This window comes from Sorangium sp. So ce131 (genome assembly GCF_051519095.1).
Lineage (GTDB): Bacteria > Myxococcota_A > Polyangia > Polyangiales > Polyangiaceae > Sorangium.
This window is the reverse complement of record NZ_CP150455.1, coordinates 9,686,658-9,709,382: the sequence shown is the minus strand read 5'-3', so window position 1 is coordinate 9,709,382 and position 22,725 is coordinate 9,686,658. Positions and strand designations below refer to the sequence as shown.

Below are 22,725 nucleotides of genomic sequence, written 5' to 3'. Positions count from 1 at the left end.
CCCCCCTCGACCCTGGGCCGTGGTTTACGCTTCCAAGGGGACGACGGTCCCGTCGGACTGCTTCTTCTTGAGCTGCACGAGGCCCGTCTTCGGCGCCTCGGGCGGCGCCTTGGGGGCGACGTAGCTCCGCACCCTCTCCGCGAGCGCCGCGATGTCCCGCTCGAGCGCGGGATCGGTGATCTTGCGCGCCGCCTGCTGCTCCCGCTTCAGCTCCAAGAGCTCGAGCCGCTTCTCGTCGATGCGGTGGGCGAGCTCGGCCTTCTTCTTCGCCGCGTCCTCGAGCGCCTCCTCGTGCAGCTTGAGGCTGTGCGCGTACGTCTTCACGCGGATCTTGATCGAGCCGCCCGGCTTGTTCGCGTCGATGTCGTGCAGCGCGGCGTACGGCGTCGCGCTCGAGCTCACGATGCTGTCGATGATGCCGTACGTCGGCGCGTCATGGCCGCACTTGAAGCTCGAGAGGTCGAGCAGCACGACGTTCGGGTGGCGGGCGGCGAACTTGGCGGCCCACACCTTCTGCGCGCTGTTCGCCGAGTAGTTCTCCGGCCAGACGTCGTTGATGTCGAGCGGGTGCTGCCCTGTCGCGATCTCCTCCTTGAAGAACCGCGCCAGGTACTCCATGTCGCGCGGGATCGACCGGACCGAGAGGATCGGGTACCCGAGCACCTGGAACTCCTCCGGGATCCCGTGGTTCAGGCCCGGATCCGAGTGGTACGGCCGCCCGATCATCAGGATGGCCACGCGATTTTCGGCCTCGACCGTCTCGAGGATCGCCCGCCCCTTGTCCTGGAGATCGCGGTCGAACAGCGCGAGCGCCTTCATCGCCTCGCGGTGCGCGTGGTCGCTCTCGTCCTCGGTGATGCCGAGCCGCGGGCCCCACGTCTCGAACATCCGGCGCGCGGTCAGCGTCATCTCGGAGAACGTGAGCGCCGGATCGAGGTACTCGATGCCGCGCGTCTTGAAGAAGTCGACCTCCTTCGTGAACGCCGCCTTCATCACGTCGGGCACGCCCGCGACGATCGGGCAGCTCGTCTTGTCCATCACGCCCTCGCCGAAGCTCGGGACGTGCGTGAGGATGGGGAAGAAGATGTAATTGAGCTTCTTCTCCTCCGAGTGGTGGTGGAACAGGAGGTTGTGGATGTGCGCCTGCGCCACCTTGGAGGGGAAGCACGGATCGATGGATCCGTATTTGCCGCCCTCGACCCACATCTCCTCGGTCGTCGCGTCGCTGAAGACGACGTTCTGCTTCGGGACGCCGAGCGCCTCGAAGTAGGCCCGGTAGTACGGGCCGGTCGAGTAGATGTTGAGGACGCGCGGGATGCCGATGCGCACGCGCCGCAGGCGCTCGCGCACCGCCGGGCCGCTGCGCCGGAAGGGGCGCGTCGTCTCCACCCGGCGGATGCCGAGGAAGCCCTTCTTGACGACCACGTCCTTCACCGGCGACCCGTCCTCCGGCAGCGGCGCGGTGTCGTAGAAGTGCCGGAAGGCGAGCTTCGACTCGTAGTCGACGAGGTTCGGGAACTGCTTCGCGATCTTCTTGCGCTCGGCGACGAGCTCGAGCATCGCCTTCTCGCTCTCGACCGTGCCCTTCTCGCAGGAGAAGCCCGAGATGTAGCGGCTCGTCGTGCCGTCCGGGCGCTTCGTGTCGATGAACGTCCGCTTGCACTCGTTCGGGCAGAAGTGGCAGACGGTCTCCTCGTCGTTCTTCGTCGTGTACTCGAGGGCGATCGCCGCATCGATGCCGATGAAGGTCGAGCTGCCCCTGCGCTTCACGACCCGGAGCGTCTCGAACGCGGCGCCGAGCGCGCCGGCCTCGCCCGTGTGGGGGTGCACGAACACCTCGGCGCCGGGCACGCGCTCCTTGATGTAATCGACCTGCGCCTTGACGGCCGCGAGGTTGTACTGCGTGCCGCCCTGGAGCACATAACGCGTGCCGAGCGCCGCGAGCCGCGGGATCTGCACGACGTACTGCCACACGTTCTTCGGCAGCACCTGGGCGAGGCCGGCGAGCAGCTCCTCCTTGGAGAAGCCCTCCTTCTGGAAGTTCACCCGGTCGGTGTCGAGGAAGACGGCGCAGCCGTAGCTGAACTTCGGCGCGAGCTCGGCGCCGAACGCCGTGTCGGCGTACTCGGTCACCTTCAGGCCGAACTGGTCGGCCATCGCCTGGAGCAACATGCCGTTGCCGGCAGAGCACGAGTTGGAGAGGCGGAAGTTCGCGATGTCGCCGTTCTTCATGAACAGGACCTTGATGTCCTGCCCGCCGATGTCGCAGATGACGTCGACGTCGCCGAAGAACTTCACCGCGCTCATCATGTGGGCGACGGTCTCGACGATGTTGACGTCGGCCCGCATGCACTCCTGGAGCACGTCGGCCGCGTAGCCGGTGCCGCCGAACCCGAGCACCTCGAGCGTCGCGCCCTGGTCGATCACGTACTGCCGGAGCTGGGCGAGCAGCTCCTTCGCGTCCTGGATCGGGTTGCCCTTCGAGAGCTGGTACGCCTTGCAGACGATGCCCCCGTCCTCGTCGATCAGCACCGCCTTCGACGAGGTGGAGCCGCCGTCGAGGCCGATGACGCCGCGCACCACCTGGCCGGGCTCGAGCTTCATCGGCGTGAACCTCGGGATGCTGTAGAGCTTGCGGAAGTCCTCGACCTCGTCCCGGGTCTTCACGAGCGGCGGGCCCGCGCTCTCGCCGAGCCGCGCCTTCCGGCCGTTCGTCATGTACTCGACGAGCCCCGCCTTGCCGGCGTAAAGGCCGACCTCCGCGGGCTCCTTGAGGCCGTAGACGCAGGCGCCGAACGCCGCGTAGTACTGCGAGTTCTCGGGGACGAAGATCGTCTCCTCGACCGGGCGGTCCTTCGGCCAGGCGTAGCCGCGCTCGTCCCACGTCTCGGGGATCCGCTTGCGCCAGCACTCCTGGAGGAAGGGGAGGTAGGTGTTGGGCCCGCCGAGCAGGAGGACCTTGTGCTTCAGCGTCGAGCCGCGCGTCAGCACCGACAGGTTCTGGAGGACGATCGCGTCGGCGAGCGAGCAGAGGATCTCCGTCGAGGGGATACCGCTCTTCACGAGGTTCACGATGTCCGTCTCGGCGAAGACTCCACACTTCGCGGCGACGTGGTGGAGCTTCGAGTCGTCGAAATGGATCTTCACCACCTCGGACGAGGGGAGACCCACCTTGATCATGCACTTGTCGATGGTGGCGCCCGTCCCGGAGGCGCACTTGTCGTTCATCGACGGGGCGGCCGTCTTGTCGCCCGTCTTCTCGTCCTTCTGGAAGATGATGATCTTGGCGTCCTGCCCGCCGAGCTCGATGACGCTGCCGACGTCCGGGTGCAGGTTCTCGACCGCGAGCGTGACCGCGTTGACCTCCTGGACGAACTTGGCGCCGAGGCCGGGGCAGAGGGGCGCCGCGCCGGAGCCCGTCATGAACACCCGCCAGCTGTCGCGGGGGGACGCCGGGAACGCCGCTTCGATGGCCTCGAGGAGCTCGAGCACCTTCTCGGGCTGCTTCGTCTGGTGCCGCTGGTAGTCGCTCCAGAGAATCTCGAGCGTCTGCGGATCGAGCACGACCGCCTTGACGGTCGTCGAGCCGACGTCGATGCCGACCACGACCGGATCCTGGATCTGCCTTCCCATGCGGGCTCCTTCCCCAGCCACAGCCGACCCACCAGCGGTCCGGCTGACTGGCCGGTCAGTCGTGATGGCTACAACGGGAGGCCCCGAAAATCAAATGCTTAGGGATGTCGTGGGCGTGCCGTTCCCGGACGATTCTGCGTCCAGGGCGCATATTCCGCCCTCGCGGTCGCGGTGGGCGCGGTCGTCACGGGCGGAGGGTAGGATGGCCCACGACCTGTTTCTCCCGTGTGTCAGGGCGGTCGCGTCTCCGTGCGACGCCCGGGTGAGGACATCGCTCCCAGATGGCGGGCCGGTGATGGTAAAGCGACCGGGCCATGGACAAGTCCGAGCGCCGCCAAGCCCTCCTCCGCGCGGCGCGCACCGTCTTCTCGGAGAAGGGGTATCACGAGGCCAAGGTCGACGACATCGTCGCGCTCGCCAAGGTCGCGAAGGGGACGTTCTACCTGTACTTCCCCGACAAGCGCTCGGTGTTCGCCGAGCTCGTGCGCGGGCTCTTCACGCGGCTCGGGGGCGCGATCCTGCGGGTGGATCCGTCGGCGGACGTGGAGTCGCAGGTCAAGCACAACATCCGGGCGATCGTGGCGGTCCTGCTCGACGATCCGGCGCTGACGAGCATCCTCCTGTCGCACGCGGCGGGGCTCGATCCGGCGTTCGTGAAGGAGCTGCGCGCGTTCCGCCAGGAGGTGAAGTTGCTCCTCGTGCAGAGCCTCTCGGAGGGCCAGCGCCTCGGGATCATCGAGCCGGGGGACACCGAGCTCTACGCGACGTTCACGATCGGCGCGCTGAAGGAGGTGCTGTTCGAGAACGCCCTGGAGGAGCACGCCCACCCGCGCGAGCGGATCGTCACGGCGCTCTACGATCTGCTGCGCCGCGGGGTCCTCCGGATGGACCCCGCCCCCCGGACGGCGGCGCCGCCAGAGGACGGCGAGCGGGGGGCGAGCGCGGCCGGGGAGGCTGCCGCGGCGGCGCTTGCCGCGCCCGCGTCCGGCGAGCGGGGGCGGGCGGGCGCCGGGCGCGGCCGTCGCGCGAGGGTGAAGGGCGACTGACCGGCGCGTCAGTCAGGCGGCTGACGTACGTGGATACGGCGCCCGGCGTAGCGCTCAGGCGCGGCGCGGGACGATGTGATCGATGAAGTTGAGCAGGGTCCGGCTGCCGAGCTGCCCCGGGGAGACGCGGGCGAGCAGCGCGTCGACGTCGAAGCCCTCGGCCTGGAGCACCTCGCGGCGCCACGCGATGTAGCCGGCGATGACGTCGTGGTCCATCTCGGGGTGGAACTGCACGCCGTAGCAGGCCTTCGAGAAGCGGATCACCTGGTGGTCGTCGAGCTCGGTGAACCCGAGGCTCCGAGCCCCTCCGGGCAGGGTGCCGACCGTGTCGACGTGGGTGGCGTGGGTCTCGAAGCTCGACGGCAGCCCGTCGAAGATCGGGTCGTCGGCGCGGCGCTCGACGCGGATGCGGCCGATCTCGCGGCCGCGAGGGTTGCGGATGACCTCGCCGCCGAGGGCCTGGGCGAGGATCTGGTGGCCGAAGCAGATGCCGAACGTCGGGGTGCCGGCGCGCACGACGTCGCGCAGCCAGGCCTCGGTGCGGAGCATCCAGGGCTCGCGGTGGGGGACGTTGGCCGAGGAGCCGGTGATCACGAACGCGGCGATGTCGGCGGCGCCGGGGGCGCCCGGCGCGGGGAGGTCCTCGGTGCGGGCGTCGACGGTGGTGTACCCGCCGCTCCAGGCGGGGCCGATCGTCTGCTCGATCAGGGTCGCGAAATGGCCGCGCCGCTCGAGCACCGTGGGCACGGGCTCGCCGGTCTTCACGATGACGATCGTCCTGGGCTGTCCCATGTTGTTCAGGATAGCAGAGCCGCCGCGCGCGCGAGGGCTGGGGCTTGGCAGGGCGGGGCGGGGGCGCGAAGATGCCCGCGATGTCCGCCTATGTCATCGCGCGCCCGATCTGGCGCAGGTTTCGCCCGCGTTTCCTGGCCCGCGCCGCGGCGCACGTGAGGGCGGGCGGGCACGCAGCGATCGTGCTTCCGGACGAGCGGGTCGACCTCCTGCTGTCGGTGGACGAGCAGGGCAAGCTGACGGAGCTCGGGCTCTGGTCGCTCTTGTCGATCGAGCAGCAGCGCTTCCGCCGCGTGGGCGAGGGGCCGGCCCGGGGGCTCGCGACCGCGCGGGTGAAGCGGCAGTACGAGGGCTCGGTGCTCGACTGGTGCGAGCGCGACAGCGTGCACGCGGGGTCGATCCGGGAGATCGCGCTCGACTGCCTCTTGTGCGGGGCGTGCTGCCACGACGCCAACGTGGTGCTCGACGACGACGACCTGTCGCGCTGGCGGGCGGCCGGGCGGGGCGATCTCTCGGGGCGCGCCTACGTGCGGCGGGCGCGGGACGGGAAGATCACGCTGCGCTTCGCCGCGAGCGGGCGCTGCCAGCACCTCGGCGACGACCTGCGGTGCGCGATCTACGAGCTCCGGCCGGACAACTGCCGCGCGTTCGTCGTGGGGAGCGAAGCGTGCCTGTCGGCGCGCGAGGAGACGCTCGGGATCCGCGACGGGGCGCCGGTGGAGGGGTAGGCGCGAGGGCGGCGGGGAACAGCGGCTCAGGGCGCCGGCGCGGCCTCCGGGGGCGGCGCGCCCTCCGGGGGCGGCGCGGCGGCCGGAGCCGGGGGATCCATGGCGCAGCGGAAGCCGATCCAGGCGTGCGCCGTCACGGGCGCCGCGGCGATGCGGTACGTGGCGGAGAGCTTGTCGGGGCCGTCGCGGAAGCTCGCGCCGCGCACGACCTTGAGCGGGGCGGCCGGGTCGCCCTGCGGGTTCTCGCCCCCGGGCGGCGGGAAGACGTAGCCGTCCGAGACCCACTCCGCGACGTTGCCGGCGAGATCGTAGACGCCCTCCGGCGTGCGGTCCTTCGGGTGCGCGCCGGACGCGCAGGTCGCGACCTCGGCGCCGCGCTGGAGGCAGCCCTCGTTGCGGTCGTAGCAGGCGAGATCGCAGGTCGGCTCGTCGGCGCCCCAGACGAACGCCCGGCCCTCCGCGCCGCGCGCCGCGATCTCCCACTCGGCCTCGGTCGGCAAGCGCCGGCCCCGGAAGCGGCAGTAGCTCTCGGCCTGGGAGTAGTCGACGCAGTTGATCGGGTGCCCGGTCGCGCCGCGGGGCTCGTTGCAGCGCCGCGACCACAACGCGGCCTCGCCCTCGTCCGAGGGCGGCGCCGGCACCGGCACGCCCAGCGGGAGCTCCGGCGTCAGCGAGACGTGCGCCGCCGTCGAGCACTGCCGCTGCTGCATGCAGGCGCGGTAGGCGCGGACGGTGACCTCGTTGCGATCGATGTAGAAGCCGCGGGTGAGCGTCACCTCGCGCGCCTCGAGCCCGGCGCCGATCGTGGCCGTGAGCGGCGGGATGAAGACCATGTCCGGCGGCGGCGCCGGGGGCTCGGCGGGCGCCGCGGCCGACGTCGAGGCCGAGGCGCTCGCGAGCGGCGCGGCGCTCGCGCTCGCCTCCGGCGCGGGCGGGGCGGCGCGCCCGGTGGGGAGCGCCGCGGCCGAGGCGCGCGGGGACGGCGCCCGGGTCGGCTTCTTGTCGGGGGCCCGCGTCAGCAGGTATGCCGTCGCGCCGCCGCCGCCGAGCAGGAGCGCCGCGAGGAACCAGGGCAATGCGGCGCGCGCTGCGCTGCGCTGCGGGGCCGGCTGTCCGGCCGGCGGGGCGCCTGGCGGGGGGTAGGGGGCGGCGCCGGGCGGGGCGGGGTAGGGGGCGGCGCCGGGCGGTGGGGGGTAGCCACCGGCGCCGGGCGGTGAGGGGTAGCCACCGGCGCCGGGCGGTGAGGGGTAGCCGCCGGCGCCGGGCGGCGCGGGGTAGCCGCCGGCGCCGGGCGGTGAGGGGTAGGCGCCTGAGGGAGCGGAATACGCGCCGGCGCCGGGCAGCGGCCCCGCAGGAGCATGCGGCGCGGCAGGGCGGACCGGCGCGTAGGTCTCGATCATGGAGTCGTCGACCTGCGCGGTCCGGTTCCCCCCGGTCGCCAGCACCCCCGCCGCGCCGGTCGCGCCGGCCGCCGGCCGCGCGCCCGCGCCGCCCTGGCTCACGTTGACCACCGCCGGCCTGGCCGGCGCCGGCCCGCGCGAGTCGGCCAGCATCGTCGGCCCGACCGGAGAGCCGCTGTCCCCGGCGGCCGCGCCGAGCCCCCGCGCTGCCGCGTACTCCGCGGTCGACAGCATCCCCGCGCGGTCCACGCCGCCGGCGCCGAGCCCCGCGGGCGGCGCCGCGAGCTCGCCGCGCGCGGCGGCCGAGAGCGCGTCCCAGAACTCGCCGGCGCTCGTGAAGCGGTGCTTGGGCTCGATCGCGAGCGCCCGGTCGAGCACGCGCTCGATCGCCTCGGGCGCGTCCGGGAGCCCGCGCGCGCGCAGCGTGGGGCGCAGCGCAGGATCGGCCGAGGCGATGTAGAGCTGCGTGGGATCGTCGCCCTCGAGCGCGCGCCGGCCGCTCACGAGCTCGACGAAGATGAGGGCGAGCGCGAACACGTCGGTCCAGGGGCCGGTCGCCCCGCGGGCCTTGTTGAACTGCTCGGGGGCGCCGTAACGCGGCGTGAACGCGCTCGGCCCCATCCGGGTCGCCGCGAGCGCCTCCGTGAACGTGGGGTGGTTCGCCAGCACCTTCGCGATGCCGAAATCGAGCACCTTCATCGTCCTCACCCCGCCCACCTCGGTGAGGAACAGGTTGGCCGGCTTCACGTCCCGGTGCGCCACCTTGTGCGCGTGCGCGACGGCGAGCGCGCGCGCGGCCGGCTCGAGCAGCCGGATGGCCTCGGCGATCGACATGCCCACCTCGCCGCGCTCGCGCCGATCGCGCAGGTGCTGCCCGAGCGTCTGGCCCTCCAGCCACTCCAGCACGAGGTAAGGCACCCACACGCCGGCCTGGGTGGTGAACGCGCCGACGTCGAGCGCCTGCACGATGCCCGAGGTGGCCCGCGACAGCCGGTGCAGGATCCGCCCCTCCTCGCGCAGCGTGTCGAGCAGGGCGTCGCGCTGCGCGGCGTCGAGCGCGTCGGGCAGCTTCAGGCACTTGACCGCGATGAGCTCGCCGAAGCCCGCGTGGGTCCCGCGGTACACGACGCCGAAGCCGCCGTCGCCGACCACGGCGTCGACGCGGTACTTCCCTTCGATGGTCTGCCCCGAGAGGCCGAACGGGTCGTCGGAGGGCTCCGTCATGCCCCGCTCCCTAGCGCGGAGCTGTCCCCAGGCAAAGGGGGTCGGCGCCGGGCTCGGCTCCCGGCTTGCCTCGGCTTGCATCCGACAGCCCGCAGCGCCATGCCGGCGAGCATGAAGGCACCGCGAGCGCTCGTGATCCTGGCCGAGGGAGCTGAGGAGATGGAAACGACGATCGTCGTCGATGTCCTCCGGCGCGCGGAGGTCGAGGTCGTCCTCGCCGGGCTCGACGGTCCCGGGCCGGTGCGCTGCAGCCGCGGCGTGCGCCTCGTGCCGGACGTGGCGCTCGCGGCGGCGACGGGCGACTTCGACGTCGTCGTCCTGCCGGGCGGCAAGGGCGGCGCCGATCGGCTGGCGGCCGCGCCGGCCGTCGGGGAGCGCCTGCGCGCGCAGGCGCAGGCGGGCCGCGCCGTCGCGGCGATCTGCGCGGCGCCGATCGCGCTCGCGGCGCATGGGCTCTTCCAGGGCAGGAAGATGGCGTGTCACCCGTCGGTGAACGACGTGGTGTCGGCGCACGGCGAGCTCGTCGCGCGCCCGGTCGTGGAGGACGGGCAGCTCGTGACGAGCCAGGGGCCCGGCACCGCGATGGCGTTCGCGCTGGCGCTGGTGGCGCGCCTCCGCGGCGAGGAGGTCGTCGCGAAGGTGCGCGCGCCGATGATGCTGCCGTCCTGAGCTGGCCGGCGCTCGGCCGACCGCGGGGGCGGGCCAGCGCGGGGAGGGGCCGGAAGAGCGAGCGTGGCAAACCGCTGTCGAGCGTCAATGGGACCTGTCGGCGCGCTCTTCATGGCGGCGCGCGCGGCGCGGGGCGACGCGCGCAGGCCGCCGTCGCGCTCCGTGAGCGGAGGTCTCCTGCCGCGAGGGAGTCCGTCCCGCGCGGCCCCTCGTTTGCGGGATCACGAACGCGGGCAGATGGCCTTATACTCCGCCGCGTGCTGCCGCTGCTCGCTCTAACCGTCGTCGTCGTGTTGTGCCTTGGCTACCGCTTCTACGGGAGGCTCGTCGCGCGCAATTACGCGCTCGACGACGGGGTGGTGACGCCTGCGGTCAAGGTGAACGACGGCGAGGACTACGTGCCCACGAAGCCGTTCTACCTGTTCGGACAGCACTTCAGCGCCATCGCCGCGGCCGGCCCGATCGCGGGCCCCATCCTCGCCGGCCAGGCGTTCGGGTGGCTCCCGTGCATCCTCTGGATCGCGCTCGGCGTCGTGTTCATCGGCGCGGTCCACGACTTCTCCGCGCTGATCGCGAGCGTCCGCCACGAGGCCGAGAGCGTCGCCGAGATCGCGAAGCGGTACATCGGCCGGCGCGCCTGGCTGTCGATGATGGTCTTCATCTGGCTCGCGCTCGCGTACGTGATCGTCGCGTTCACGGACATCACGGCGAGCACCTTCGTCGGCAAGACCGAGGAGCTCGAGGGCGGCGCGTTCCAGTTCAACCCCGGCGGCGCCGTCGCGGCGGCGAGCGTCACCTACCTCGGCCTCTCCGTGGTCATGGGCGTGGTCGAGCGGTACCTCAAGCCGCCGCTCTGGCTCACCACCCTGATCTTCGTGCCCGCGACGCTCGGCGCCGTCTGGCTCGGCACGAAGATCTCGACCGCGTTCGTGTTGCCGATCGACAACCCGCAGCGCGCGTTCGGCCTCATCATCCTCGGCTACTGCTTCGTGGCCTCGCTCCTGCCGGTCTGGCTGCTCCTCCAGCCCCGCGGCTATCTCGGCGGCTTCGTGCTCTACATCGCGCTCGCGGTCGGCGTGATCGGGATCTTCTTCGGGGGCCTCCGGTACCCGGGGGAGTTCGAGCTGCGGCAGCCCGCGTTCACCTCGTGGAACGCCGGCGGCGCGACCGGCATGCTCTTCCCGTTCCTGTTCGTCACCATCGCCTGCGGCGCCTGCTCCGGCTTCCACGGGCTCGTCTGCTCGGGGACGACGTCCAAGCAGATCTCGAAGGAGACGCACACGCACCCGGTGGGCTACGGCGCGATGCTGGCCGAGGCGTTCGTCGCGCTCATCGCGCTCGCGACCCTCGTCATCGTGGCGCAGGGGACGAAGCTGCCCGGGCCGGGCAAGATCTACGGCGACGGGATCGGCAGGTTCCTCACCGTGATCATCGGCAAGGAGCACTTCCTCTTCGCCGCCACGTTCGGCGCGATGGCGTTCTCGACGTTCGTGTTCGACACGCTCGACGTCTCGACGCGCCTCAGCCGCTACATCCTCGAGGAGCTGTTCAACTGGAAGGGCAGGGTGGCGTCCGCGGCGGCGACGGCGCTCTCGCTCGCCCCGCCGGCGCTGTTCATCGTCACCGCGCGCCCGCCCGCGCCCGGCGTGCGGCCCGCGTACCTCGATTTCTGGACGCTGTTCGGCACGAGCAACCAGCTCCTCGCGGCGCTGACCCTGCTCGCCGTCACGGTCTGGCTGCACCGCGAGAAGCGGCGCATCTGGTACACGGCGATCCCGATGGTGTTCGTCATGGCGATCACCGTGTGGGCCCTCGTCCTCCAGGTGGGCAACGCGCTCGCCGCCGTGCGGACCGAGGGGTTCTCGCTCAACGCGACGACGATGAACGGCCTCGTGGGGCTCGCGCTGATCGGGCTCGCGGTGTCGCTGATGGTCGAGGCGGTGAAGGCGATGAAGGCCGCGAACGCGGCGAAGGACGGGCCGGCGGCGTCCGGCGCGCCCTTCACCGGGCCCGCGCGCTGAGCGGCGCGCCGCGAGGCGCCGGGCGGCAAGCGCCGCGAGGCCCCGGGCGGCGCGCGCCGGACCACGTCCGAAAATGGCCAGCCGCCCGCCCGCCGCCGGGCTACTTCCGGGGGGCATGGAGCTCGACGACGACGCCTGCTACCGCGCGCTCCGCACCCGGGACGCGCGCTTCGACGGCCGCTTCTTCACGGGGGTGCGGTCGACGGGCATCTACTGCCGCCCCGTGTGCCCGGCGCGCACGCCGAACCGGGCGAGCTGCCGGTTCTTCGTCACGGCGGCCGCGGCGCAGGAGGCCGGGTTCCGCCCGTGCCTGCGCTGTCGCCCGGAGGCGTCGCCCGGGACCCCGGCCTGGCTGGGCACCTCCGCGACCGTCTCCCGCGCGCTCCGGCTGATCGCGGAGGGCGCGCTCGACGAGGCGGACGCCCCGGCCCTCGCGGCGCGGCTCGGCGTGGGCGAGCGCCACCTCCGGCGGCTCTTCCTGCAGCACGTGGGCGCCTCGCCGCTCGCGGTCGCGCAGACGCGCCGGCTGCTCTTCGCGAAGAAGCTCCTCGACGAGACCGCGCTCTCGATGACCGAGGTGGCGCTCTCGGCGGGGTTCGCGAGCGTCCGCCGCTTCAACGACGCGATCCGCGCCACGTACGCGCGGACGCCGCGCGAGCTGCGCGGGACGGCGGCGCGGCGGGGCGAGCGCGCGGCGCGTGCGGCGCAGGCGCCGCGATCGTCGCCGGCGTCGCTGGCATCGCCGACGTCGCCAGCGTCGCCAACGTCGCCAACGTCGCCAACGTCGGATTGCGCACCGGAGATCGCGCTGCGCCTCCCGTTCCGCCCGCCGCTCGACTGGGACGCGCTCGCGGGCTTCCTCGGCGCGCGGGCGATCCCCGGCGTGGAGGCGGCCGAGGGGGGCGTGTACCGCCGCACCGTGCGCACGGCCGGCGGCCACGGGGTCGTCGAGGTGCGCCCGCGGCCGGGCGAGGCGTGCCTGCTCGCCCGGCTGTGGCTGCCCGGCACGGAGGGGCTGATCCACACCGTGGAGCGCCTGCGGCGGGTCTTCGATCTCGGCGCCGACCCGGACGCGATCGCGGCGCAGCTCGGGGCCGACCCTCGGCTCGCGCCCTGGGTCGCGGCCAGGCCGGGCGTGCGTGTCCCGGGCGCGTGGGACGGCTTCGAGCTCGCGGTGCGGGCGATCCTGGGCCAGCAGGTGAGCGTGCGCGCCGCGACGCAGCTCGCGGGCCGCCTGGTCGAGCGGCACGGCGAGCCGCTCGCGCTGCGCGCCGATCTGACCGGCGGGGCCGGGGGCCTCCGCCGCGTCTTCCCGACGCCCGAGGCGCTCGCCGCGGCCGACCTGACCGGCCTCGGCGTGCCGCGGGCGCGCGCGGCGGCGATCTCGGCCCTCGCGTCCGCGGTCGCGCGCGCGGAGGTGGCGCTCGACGCCTCGCGCGGCCTGGACGAGACCGTGCGCGCGCTCTCCCGCCTGCCCGGCGTCGGCGAGTGGACGGCGCAGTACATCGCGATGCGCGCGCTCGGCGAGCCCGACGCGTTCCCGGCCACGGATCTCGGCCTCCGGCGCGCCCTCGGCGGCGTCTCCGGCGCGGATCTCCTGGCCATGGCGGAGGCGTGGCGCCCGTGGCGCGCCTACGCGGCGCTGCTCCTGTGGACGGTGGACGCGCGGGCGCCGGAGCCCGCAGAAAGAGAGGAATCGCGTGGAGCTCTCCCTGGATGAGATCGAGTCGCCGATCGGCGTGATCTTGCTGGTCGCCGGAGGGGGCGCGATCCACGCGCTCGACTTCGCGGACTGCGCCGCTCGCCTCCGCGGATCGCTGGAGGCGCGGTATGGCGCCGTCGCGCTCCGCAGCGCCGCGGACCCTCACGGGTTCTCCAGCCGGGTGAGGGCCTACGTGGGCGGCGACCTCGGGGCGCTCTCGGGCATCCCCGTCGAGCCCGGCGGCACTGCGTTCCAGCGCCGCGTCTGGGCGGAGCTCCAGCGCATCCCCGCCTCCGCGACGCGCACGTACGGCGAGATCGCGGCGTCGCTCGGGCGGCCGTCGGCGTCCCGCGCGGTGGGCCTCGCGAACGGCCGCAACCCGATCTCGCTGGTCATCCCATGCCATCGGGTCATCGGCGCCGGCGGAGGGCTCACCGGCTACGCCGGCGGCATCGAGAGGAAGCGATGGCTGCTCGCGCACGAGGGGGCCCTCCCCGCGCCGCGCGGCGAATCGGGGCGCGCCGGCGGACTCGAGCCCACGAGGCCGAGCCTCACCGCATAACCGCCGGAGAAACCGCCGGAGAAGCCGTGGACTGCGCTGCCCGAGCGCAGCCACGTCGCGGGGCGAGGCCCCGCCCCCGCTACCTCTTCGCCCCGACGAGCGCGGCGATCGTCGGATAGTCGCTGTCCTCCACGGCCCCCTGGATCACGCACGTCACCTGCCCGCTCGGCGCCGCGATCGCGTGGACCGGGAGCTCCGTCGCCTCCTTCACGCCGAGCGCCCGCAGCCACCCCGTCCGCTGCGGCCCCTCGGGCAGCCAGTACGACGCGCGCACGCCGGTGCCCGGCTGCGCCTCCAGGAACCGCGAGAGCTGCCGCTCGTCGTCGTCGATCGAGATGAACGCGAGGTCGATGAGCACCCCCGCCGCCCTGAGCTTCTGTTGCCAGCCGAGCAGCCGCGGCATCTCTTCCAGGCACGGCTTGCACCACGCCGCCCAGAAGTTCACCCAGACCCACTTCCCGACGCCGAACCCGATGTTCGCGGGCAGCGGATCCGCGCCCTTCGCGGCGGCGGTCGAGAGCCCGCCCGACGAGGGCGCGGGCCGCGGCGACTGCCCCGCGCACAGCTGCCGCGGCGCCGCCGGGGCCGCCGCGCTCGCGGGCGCCCTCGCGTCCGTCGACGTGGCGCCCGCCGCGCCCCCGGCCTGGTTCGGCGCCGTCACCGCGTTGCTCCGCCCCTGGCCGGGCGTCGGCGGCGGCGGCAGATCCGCCTTCTTCTCCGGCTCGCATCCGCACGCGAGCCCGACGGCCACGGCCAGGGCGCCGGCGAGGACGTTTTGCCTGTTCACAGCTGACAGTCCACCCAGGAGACGAACGCGCTCCGGTTGATGGCCTCCGCCGTACATGCCTTGTCCTTGCGCGACACGTTCCATTGACAGTATTCCGTGCCGAGCTGCGCGAACTCGTTGCCGAGCCACAACATCCCGACCTTCTTCTCGAGATCCTGCTCCTTCGTCCGGTCGGAGATGTCGAAGAGCACGCTGTTCGCGCGCTTGTGCGAGAGCGTCCGGTTGAACTCCGGCGTCCCCGTCTTCGACGCCCGGGCGACGATGAAGAAGTACCGCGCGCCGCGCCGGTCGAGCCACATCTCCTCGACCATCTTCTTCCCCTCGTCGTCGAGCTTCTCCGAGCCGTCGTCGAACATCACCACGCCGCCGCGCTGCTTCAGCGGCGTGAAGAGCGCGTTGAAGTCCTCGTCGCTGATCGACGCGAGCGTCTTCACGTCGGCCGGCTGGCACCCGCGCCGCGCCTCGGCCCCGACGAGGCCGCACGCGTTGAGCACGCGCTGGAGCACCGTCTTGAACGCCGGCGTGCAGTACGGCGCCTCGGCGTCGTTCGCGATCGCCACCGCCGGCCTCACCGCCGCGGCGACGCCGGTCTTCAGGCGCTGCGACGCGGCCTGCACCTGCCCGTGCACCGTCACGCCGGACGCGACCAAGAGCGCGCACCCGGCCACGATCCCGATGATCCCTGCGCCCCTCATGACCACCTCACCTCCTGAGGGCCGGCGCGAGCTGCCGTATCGCGTACGACAGCCCGATGTCCGTGTCCTCGTCGCAGAGCCGCGTGTCGCCCAGGAACATCTGCGGCGTCGAGACCGGGAGCTTGTTGTCCACGATGTAGCGGAGCATCCGGTTCATCCGCAGCGCCGTCTCCTTCGAGTCCATGCAGACGTCGAGCCCCGGCCAGCGCTGCCGGATCGCCGCCTGCACGTTGGCGACGCCCGCGCCCGACTTCGCGCCCGCGAGCAGCTCCTCCTGGTTGTCGTAAGCCCACTCGAGCACATCCAGCGCCCGGTGATCGCTGCAGAGGATGGCCTTCGAGATCAGGCACGCGCCCGGGTGCACCGCCTGGCTGAGCATCCAGTTGCAGTCGCTGTCGAGCGGGAAGAGCACGAGCGTCGTGTCCAGCTTCTCGAACACCCCCTCGGCCACGAGCCGCTGGTGGAACGCCTTGCACGTCGGGCAGAGCGGGTCGACCAGGATCGTCGCCGGCTGCACCGCGCCCGGCGGCTTCACGTGGAGCAGCGCGCCGTTCGGCTCGGTCGGCTTCTCCAGCTTGCCGCAGCCCGTCATGTAGCTCGCGTAGCTCGGCAGCGCGCTCGCGTAGAGCAGCGCCGGGGTCGCGGTGGACACGCCGAGCGCGACCAGCCAGCACGGCAGGAGGATCCACGAGCCCATGCGCCGCGCCGGCGCGGGCGTCGCGGCGGCCGCGCCCGCGGGCCCCTCGACGCCGAGGGGCGCCATCGGCACCGTCGGCCCCACCGCGCCCGCCCCCGCGGCGCTCGCCGCCCGCGCCGGCGCGCCGGACCAGGCGGCCGCGCGCGCCTCCCTGCGGTCCTCGAGGAACGCCCAGACGCCACCGGCGGCCAGGAGCGCCGACGAGATGTACATGCCGACGCACGTCTTGCAGAACACCCCGAGGCGCACCGCCGAGATGACCGCCATCAGGATCGACACGGCGAGCGGCGTCAGGCCGGCGAGGAAGAGGAAGTGCGCGGCGCGGCGCGGCGCGTGCTGCGCCGAGAGCAGCACGTAGAGCGCGAACGCCGCGAAGAACGCGAACGCCCCCAGGGCGAACAGCGAGATCGGGAGTCCGCCCCAGAAGCTCTCGCGGAACAGGGCGGAGTACGGGCTGTACATGGCCACGCGGCAGGCGCTGTCGGCGCCCGCCTGCGCGCTGAGGCCCGGAATGAAGCTGCAGTGCAGATCGTGGACCTGCCGGTCCAGGTGCCGGATGTAATCGAAGGTCGACGAAGCGCTGAACGAGAGTCCCAGGAGCGACCCGCCGAGAGCGAGCGCCGCAGGCCAGCGAGGACCACGACCGCGTGACATGACGAGTGGATTACGCGACCGCGGGCAACGCGTCAAATTAGGACGCCTGTGCGTACGGTCATCCCTGAGGGGGGCGTCGCCGTCAGTCGGCGCGGGCACCTCGAGCCCACCTCGCCGCGCGCCGGCCGGGAGGCGCGCCGCGCCGGGCCTGCCGGCTCAGCGGCGCGCGCACCTCGGCCATCAGCGGCCCGCGGCGCGCTCCTCGGCGACCAGCAGCGTCGTCGAGAAGCGCCCGGCCTCCTCGATCCATTGCCGAGCGCAGCGGAAGCCGGCGCGCTCGCCCATGCGGACCACCTCGTCCGGCTCGTACTTGTGCGAGCTCTCCGTCCAGATCGACTCGCCCTCCTCGAAGGCGACCTCGAGGTCGATCGCGCTCACGCGGATCACCTGCCGCCTGCGGCTGACGAGGTGCATCTCGACCCGCGCGCGCTCGGCGTTCCAGACGGCGCGGTGATCGAACGAGCGCAGGTCGATCGCCGCGCCGAGCTCCCGGTTGATCCGCGCGAGCAGGTTCTTGTTGAAGGCGGCGGTGACGCCGAGCGGATCGTCGTAGGCGAGCAGGAGCTCGGCCGCGGGCTTCACGAGGTCGGCGCCGAGCAGGAGCGCGTCCCCGGCCCGGAGCGAGGCGCGGACGGCCGCGAGGAACGCCGCCGCTGCGTCCGGGTCGAGGTTGCCGATGTTCGAGCCGAGGAACAGCACGAGCGCCGCGCCGCCGCCGCGAGCGCCGCCCGCGCCAGGCGGCCGCCGCGCCGTCGCGGCGCCGAGGCCCTCCTCGTACCTCGCCCGGTGCGCCGACACCTCGACGCGCGGCAGGCGGCTCAGCGTCCGGCGCGACAGATCGAGCGCCGTCTCCGAGACGTCGACGAGGTGCACGTCGAGGCGCGGCAGGCGCTTGCAGAGCGGCGCCGCCAGCACGGCGAGCTTCTCCCCGCTGCCACAGCCGAGCTCGACGATCGAGGCCCCCTCCCCGAACGGCGCGACCATCTCCTCGGCGTGCCGCTCGAGCAGCGCCCGCTCCGCCCGCGTCAGCGGATACCAGGGGAGCTGGCAGATCGCCTCGAACAGGCGCGATCCGAGCGCATCGTAAAAATATTCGGGCGATAGGCGCTTCGGGGACGCCCTGAGGCCCGCGCGCACATCGGCCATGAAGCGATCGAGGGAGTCTGTCCTGTGCATCACAGGACCTTACCCGGAGATCGCGAGGAGAGCGCCTTGAAACGCGTGGAGCTCCAACGATTTCCGGCGGCGCCGCGCCTGTCCCAGGTTTGTTTCATTCCGGTGAAGCAATGTATTTTCTCACGGCGACGACGAACGTTGCCCGCGCGATACCCCGCTGCTAGGAGCCTCCCCCCCGGGGAGACTCGGGGTCCCTGAGCCACACCGATGACGTCCAGCGCACCCGGCGCGGAGAGCCGCGCGACCCACCCCGTGAAGCTCGGTCCGTTCGATGCCGAGTTCCTCGCCGACCTGCCTTACGACCCTTCGGTCCTCTTCTTCGACGAGCTCCTGGAGGTGGACGTCGAGAGGAGCCTCGTGCGCTGCCGCATGCCGACCGACAGGCCGATGCCGCTCGTCGACGCGCAGCGGGCGCACCCGGTGCTGCACCCGCGCCACGTGGCCGGCGGGATCTTCGTCCACGCGACGGGGATGCTCGGCTTCGTGCACGCCTACCACCTGCTCGGCCTGCGGCACCGCGACGGCTGGATCGGCTACGGCACGAACATCCATCGGGTGGTCTTTCGCAAGCTCGTGCAGCCGGGCTCGCCCATCGAGGCGACGTGTGTGGCGACGCGCTCCCGGCTCGGCATCAAGCGGCACATGATCCGCTATGAGTTCGAGTTCCGTCACGAGGGCAGCGTCTGCTACGAGGGCGATCAGACCGCTGTGTGGATTCGTGTGCAGGACGTTACACCCGCAGATTCTCGACCCGAGGCCGAAACGATCGCGCGATCCCTCGCTTGACCCGCGCGTTCGGCTCGTCTACCCGCCCTTCCATGCCGGATTTCAACGCGGGATCGATCGTCCCGTCCACACGCGATCTTCTCCAGGTGCTCTCGACCCGCCGGAAGAACATGGCTCTGGTCGGGCTCGTTGGCTCGGAGACTCCCGAGGAGGACGCGGCGCGGCTCAACGAGCTCAACATCTCTGCGCTGGCCTTCGCCGACGCGGGGGTCGCCATGCAGGTCGCGGCGCGGGCGACGAAGACGGTGCCGTCGCTCTGCCTGGCGCGGGTCGGCGATCGCGACGGCGCGCTGGCGGCCCGCTACTACGGGGCGGACGGGGTCTGCATCGACGCGACGCTGCCGCTCGACGACTGGGACCGCCTCGCGAAGGGCGCGCGCACGATGCGCATGCTGCCCCTCGCGCTGGCCGAGGGGAAGGAGGGGGCCGAGGCCGCCGTGAAGGCGGGCGCGCGCGCGGTGCTCGTGCGGGGCGCCTCCGCGGAGGTGGTGATCGAGACGGTCGCGGCGCTCCCGCGGACGCTCACGGTCGTCGCCGAGGTGCTCTCGGCCGACGCCGACGCGCTCCGCCGCCTCGCGGGCCACGTCGACGCGGCGATCGTCCCGCCGGCCGTCCATAAGGCGAAGGATTTCCCGGCGCTCGTCGCCGAGGTCGACCCCTGAGCGGCCGCCGCGCGGGCGCGGCGGCCGCCGAAACGTCGCGCCGCCCCTCGACGGCCCGCGCGTTCTTCTCCACGATCCCACCCCGATGAACCCGACCGACGAACTGGACGAGCAGCGGCGGGCGCTCCGCGAGGGGGCGCTCGTGCAGGTGGTGAACGAGCTCGGGACGCTGGTGGTCACCGGCTCGGATCGGCAGACCTGGCTGAACGGCCTGGTCACGTGCGACCTCGCGCCGCAGAAGCCGCTGCCCGCGTCGGGGAAGGCCGCGCCGCCCGCCGGCGGGGCGTACGGGCTCAACGTGGTGAAGACGGGGAAGATCTTCGCCGAGGTGTGGATCGTGCTCGCGGACGACCGCATCTACGTGGGCGCGCGGCGGGACCGCCTCGCGCAGCTCGCGGAGACGTTCGAGCGGTACCTCATCATGGAGGACGCCGAGCTCCGCGACGTGTCCGACGAGCACGCCTGGATCCTCGCGCACGGCCCGCGCGCGGCCGACCTCGCGCCCGCGGGGCGCGCGGCCGGCGCGGAGGCGGCGATCGTCGACTGGACCGGCCTCGGGGGCGCGCTGTTCGTCGCGCCCCGGCAGGCCGAGGGCGCCGTGGTCGCGGCCCTGCTCGGCGCTGCGGGCGAGGCCGGCCCCGTCCTGCCCGCGACCGAGGCGGCGTGGGAGGTGCTCCGCGTCGAGAGCAACGTCCCGCGGTTCGGCGTCGACTTCGACGACCAGAACTTCCCGCAGGAGGCCTCGCTCGAGGAGCGCGCCGTCTCGTTCAACAAGGGCTGCTACCTGGGGCAGGAGACGGTGTTCATGCTCCAGATGCGCGGCCACGCGAAGAAGCGGCTGGTGCAGCTCGCCGTCGAGGGCGAGGACGACGTGCCCGCGGGCGCGGAGATCGCGCTGCCCGACGGCGCGGCCGTCGGCGAGGTCACGAGCCGGGTCAAGGACCCGGCCGGACAGCGGGTGATCGCGCTCGGCTACGTGAAGTACAAACACGCCGCGACCGGCGCGGAGCTCCGGGTCGCCGGACGGCCGGCCGCGATCGTGCGCGCGCCCGGCGCGGGCCCGGGCGGCGCGCCGGCTCAGGGGAAGATCTCGCGCTCCCCGTAGACGGCGGCGAGCCGCTGCAGGGCCACGGCGTAGGCGGCGAGGCGCAGCGTGCACTTCTTCTGCCGCGCCATCTCGGCGACCTCGCGGTAGGCGCGCTTCATCGCCTTCTCGAGCCGGGCGTCGACCTCCTCGAGCGTCCACGTCTCGGAGCGCTTGTTCTGCACCCACTCGTAGTAGCTCACCGTGACGCCGCCCGAGTTGGCGAGCACGTCGGGCAGGATGTCGATGCCGCGCTCCAGCAGGATCTTCTCGCCCTCCGGCGAGCAGGGACCGTTCGCGCCCTCGGCCACGAGCCGGACCTGGAGCGAGCTCGCCTCCTCCACGCCGACCTGGTTCTCCAGCGCCGCCGGGATGAAGATGTCGGCCTTGAGCCGGAAGAACTCCTCGCGGCTGATCGGCTTGCCGGCCGGATAACCCGAGATCGAGCGGTTCTTCTTCACGTAATCCTGCAGCTTGTGCGGATTGAACCCCTCGGGGTTGTACAGATACCCCGTGTGGTCGCCGACCGCGATCGTCGAGGCGCCTAGCTTCGACAGGAGCACGGCGGTGTGAGATCCCACGTTGCCGAACCCCTGCACGAGCAGCGTCGAGCCGCCGAGGTTCACGTCGTTGTCCTCGGCCCACTCGGTGATGCAGTGGACGACCCCTTGCCCCGTGGCCTTCTCGCGCCCGTACGTCCCGCCGGACGCCACCGGCTTGCCGGTGACGACGCCCTTCACCGCCTGTTTGAAGAGCTGGCCCACGGTGTTCATGTACGTGTCCATGGCCCAGGCCATGGTCTTCGCGTCGGTGCCGACGTCGGGAGCGGGGATGTCCGTCTCGGGGCCGATGTTGGAGCCGAGCGCATGGAAGAACCGCCGCGTGATCCGCTGGAGCTCGGCGCGGGACACCTCGTTCGGGTTGAACTTGATGCCTCCCTTGCCGCCGCCGAGCGGCAGGTTCATGAGCGCGCATTTCCACGTCATCATGGCGGCGAGCGCCTTGAGGTCGTCGAGCGACACGGTCTCGTGGTAGCGAATGCCCCCCTTGAACGGCCCGAGGAGGTTGTTGTGCTGGATCCGGTACCCCTTGAAGAGCCGGATCGTGCCGTCATCCATCCGCACCGGGAAATTGACGATGATCTCGTTCTTGGGCTGGCTCAGGATCGTGGTGATGTATCCCGGCAGCTCGATCAGGCGGGCAGCCTCGTCGAGATAACCCTGGACGACTTTGAAGAACTCGTATTTGTGCTTCTGGCTGGCGGCGGGCGGAACGCTCACCGGCGTCGCACCCTTATTGCTGAGGTGATCTTCCATGGCTCTGTACTTTTTTAGTGCGCGAATCGCACCGGTTCAATGTCGGTTCGGTTGTCGTGCGATTGCGCGCTGCGTCGCCGCAATTCCGGAGAATCGGGGCGTTGCGTTAGGTTGACTGGAAACGGTGCGGCGTCGCGTTAATTGCGGCGATGCGGCGACGTCATGTGGGGTGGGACATCGATCACGGCGCACGGCGCGCGGCGCGCGGCGCGCGGCGCACGTGGACGAACGCCGGTATCGCGCCGGGCAGCGCGGCGCCCGGCGCCGCTCAGGACCTCGCCCAGAGGACGTACAGATACGTGATCGTGCCGGTGACGATCAGGGCATCGACCCGGTCGAGGATGCCGCCGTGGCCGGGCACGATCCCGCCCGAGTCCTTGATCCCGAAGGAGCGCTTGAACAGCGACTCGCCGAGGTCTCCGGCCTGACCGAGTCCGCCCGCGACGATCGCGAGGGCGAGCCCGTCGACGAGCGGCAGCGAGCGGAGGAACCAGGCGTGGGCGAGCAGGGCGCCGAGCACCGCGAACAGCAGGCCGCCGAGCGCGCCCGCGACGGTCTTCTTCGGGCTCACGGCCTCGTAGAGCTTGCGCTTTCCGAGGAAGCGGCCGGCGAAGTAGGCGCCCGTGTCGGAGAACCACGAGAGCAGCAGCGCGAGCACCACGAACGAGGGGCCGTCGGCGCCCGCGTCGCGCCGGAGCAGCGCCAGCGCGCCGAGCCCGCCGCCCACGTAGAGCGGGCCGAAGCTGACCGCGAGCACGCGCAGCGCCGCCGTGCGCATCTCCCCGAGGCGCGCCAGCGTGACCAGCATCGCGGCGAGCGGCAGCAGGAAGAGCAGCGCGAGCAGCGCGCTCGGCGAGCGCCCGAACCACCAGAGCACGCCGATGACCACGAGCGTGAGCGCGACGCCGGCGAGCCTGCCGGCGCGGTCGTCCGCGTGGGTCATCGCGAAGAACTCGAGCGCGCCGATCGAGGCGGCGGCCGCGACGAGCAACGCCCAGCCCCAGCTCGGGCCGAGGTAGAGGAGCGCGAGGATGAGGGGACCGGCCACGAGCGCGGAGAGCACCCGCATCGTCAGGTTGGAGGCGGCCAAG

Annotated in this window: 18 protein-coding genes; 9 read left to right on the top strand and 9 right to left on the bottom strand. The window is 72.4% G+C overall.

Annotated elements, in window-relative coordinates:
* Positions 1-24: 24 nt before the first annotated feature.
* Positions 25-3,633 carry a BadF/BadG/BcrA/BcrD ATPase family protein gene (locus WMF43_RS35105; protein WP_437671397.1) on the bottom strand — a complete coding sequence of 1,203 codons (3,609 nt, stop codon included), beginning with the start codon at positions 3,631-3,633 and terminating at the stop codon, positions 25-27.
* Between the two features lie 314 nt (positions 3,634-3,947).
* Here WMF43_RS35105 and WMF43_RS35100 point away from each other — a divergent pair, with 314 nt between their 5' ends.
* Positions 3,948-4,679, top strand: a complete 732-nt coding sequence (locus WMF43_RS35100; RefSeq protein ID WP_437671395.1) for a TetR/AcrR family transcriptional regulator — start codon at positions 3,948-3,950, stop codon at positions 4,677-4,679.
* Positions 4,680-4,733: 54 nt separating this feature from the next.
* On the opposite strand, the gene WMF43_RS35095 is transcribed toward WMF43_RS35100, so the two are convergent.
* Positions 4,734-5,471 carry a glutamine amidotransferase gene (locus WMF43_RS35095; RefSeq protein ID WP_437671393.1) on the bottom strand — a complete coding sequence of 246 codons (738 nt, stop codon included), beginning with the start codon at positions 5,469-5,471 and terminating at the stop codon, positions 4,734-4,736.
* An 80-nt stretch (positions 5,472-5,551) separates the two neighbouring features.
* Here WMF43_RS35095 and WMF43_RS35090 point away from each other — a divergent pair, with 80 nt between their 5' ends.
* Positions 5,552-6,199: a YkgJ family cysteine cluster protein gene (locus tag WMF43_RS35090; protein WP_437671392.1), complete on the top strand. Its 648-nt coding sequence runs from the start codon at positions 5,552-5,554 to the stop codon at positions 6,197-6,199.
* Between the two features lie 26 nt (positions 6,200-6,225).
* Here the strand turns inward: WMF43_RS35090 and WMF43_RS35085 are convergent, their stop codons facing one another.
* Positions 6,226-8,823, bottom strand: a complete 2,598-nt coding sequence (locus tag WMF43_RS35085) for an SUMF1/EgtB/PvdO family nonheme iron enzyme (protein ID WP_437671390.1) — start codon at positions 8,821-8,823, stop codon at positions 6,226-6,228.
* A 111-nt stretch (positions 8,824-8,934) separates the two neighbouring features.
* Between WMF43_RS35085 and WMF43_RS35080 the strand changes: the two genes are divergently transcribed.
* From WMF43_RS35080 to WMF43_RS35065, 4 genes are all read left to right on the top strand, one after another.
* Complete coding sequence (locus tag WMF43_RS35080) at positions 8,935-9,492, top strand: DJ-1 family glyoxalase III (RefSeq protein WP_437671387.1); 558 nt, start codon at positions 8,935-8,937, stop codon at positions 9,490-9,492.
* Positions 9,493-9,749: 257 nt separating this feature from the next.
* Positions 9,750-11,513, top strand: coding sequence for a carbon starvation CstA family protein (locus tag WMF43_RS35075; protein WP_437671385.1), 1,764 nt, complete (start codon positions 9,750-9,752; stop codon positions 11,511-11,513).
* A 115-nt stretch (positions 11,514-11,628) separates the two neighbouring features.
* Positions 11,629-13,233, top strand: coding sequence for an AlkA N-terminal domain-containing protein (locus WMF43_RS35070; protein WP_437684150.1), 1,605 nt, complete (start codon positions 11,629-11,631; stop codon positions 13,231-13,233).
* Positions 13,214-13,777: a methylated-DNA--[protein]-cysteine S-methyltransferase gene (locus WMF43_RS35065; protein ID WP_437671384.1), complete on the top strand. Its 564-nt coding sequence runs from the start codon at positions 13,214-13,216 to the stop codon at positions 13,775-13,777. The genes WMF43_RS35070 and WMF43_RS35065 overlap by 20 nt, the downstream gene beginning before the upstream one ends.
* A 79-nt stretch (positions 13,778-13,856) precedes the next feature.
* Here WMF43_RS35065 and WMF43_RS35060 read toward each other — a convergent pair whose 3' ends face one another.
* From WMF43_RS35060 to egtD, 4 genes are all read right to left on the bottom strand, one after another.
* Entirely contained in the window at positions 13,857-14,564 is a 708-nt protein-coding gene (locus WMF43_RS35060) for a TlpA family protein disulfide reductase (protein WP_437671382.1), read from the bottom strand.
* Positions 14,561-15,259 (bottom strand): hypothetical protein, encoded by a 699-nt coding sequence (locus WMF43_RS35055; RefSeq protein WP_437671381.1) that lies wholly within the window; start codon positions 15,257-15,259, stop codon positions 14,561-14,563. The genes WMF43_RS35060 and WMF43_RS35055 overlap by 4 nt, the downstream gene beginning before the upstream one ends.
* A 7-nt stretch (positions 15,260-15,266) precedes the next feature.
* Entirely contained in the window at positions 15,267-16,610 is a 1,344-nt protein-coding gene (locus tag WMF43_RS35050; protein ID WP_437671380.1) for a vitamin K epoxide reductase family protein, read from the bottom strand.
* A gap of 180 nt (positions 16,611-16,790) precedes the next feature.
* Positions 16,791-17,786 (bottom strand): L-histidine N(alpha)-methyltransferase, encoded by a 996-nt coding sequence (gene egtD, locus WMF43_RS35045; RefSeq protein WP_437671378.1) that lies wholly within the window; start codon positions 17,784-17,786, stop codon positions 16,791-16,793.
* 207 nt (positions 17,787-17,993) lie between these two features.
* On the opposite strand from egtD, the gene WMF43_RS35040 reads away from it, so the two are divergent.
* The 3 genes from WMF43_RS35040 (at position 17,994) to ygfZ (ending at position 20,339) form a co-directional block, all read left to right on the top strand.
* Positions 17,994-18,572 carry a hypothetical protein gene (locus tag WMF43_RS35040; RefSeq protein WP_437671376.1) on the top strand — a complete coding sequence of 193 codons (579 nt, stop codon included), beginning with the start codon at positions 17,994-17,996 and terminating at the stop codon, positions 18,570-18,572.
* A 32-nt stretch (positions 18,573-18,604) separates the two neighbouring features.
* Positions 18,605-19,234, top strand: a complete 630-nt coding sequence (locus WMF43_RS35035; RefSeq protein ID WP_437671374.1) for a hypothetical protein — start codon at positions 18,605-18,607, stop codon at positions 19,232-19,234.
* Between the two features lie 85 nt (positions 19,235-19,319).
* Positions 19,320-20,339: a CAF17-like 4Fe-4S cluster assembly/insertion protein YgfZ gene (gene ygfZ, locus WMF43_RS35030; RefSeq protein WP_437671373.1), complete on the top strand. Its 1,020-nt coding sequence runs from the start codon at positions 19,320-19,322 to the stop codon at positions 20,337-20,339.
* Here ygfZ and WMF43_RS35025 read toward each other — a convergent pair.
* Both WMF43_RS35025 and WMF43_RS35020 read right to left on the bottom strand, forming a co-directional pair.
* Complete coding sequence (locus tag WMF43_RS35025) at positions 20,312-21,634, bottom strand: Glu/Leu/Phe/Val family dehydrogenase (RefSeq protein WP_437671371.1); 1,323 nt, start codon at positions 21,632-21,634, stop codon at positions 20,312-20,314. The two genes, ygfZ and WMF43_RS35025, sit on opposite strands and share 28 nt — an antisense overlap.
* 268 nt (positions 21,635-21,902) lie before the next feature.
* The gene (locus WMF43_RS35020; protein ID WP_437671369.1) at positions 21,903-22,724 is read right to left on the bottom strand and encodes a phosphatidate cytidylyltransferase; all 822 of its coding nucleotides are present in this window, start codon (positions 22,722-22,724) and stop codon (positions 21,903-21,905) included.
* Position 22,725: the final 1 nt, after the last annotated feature.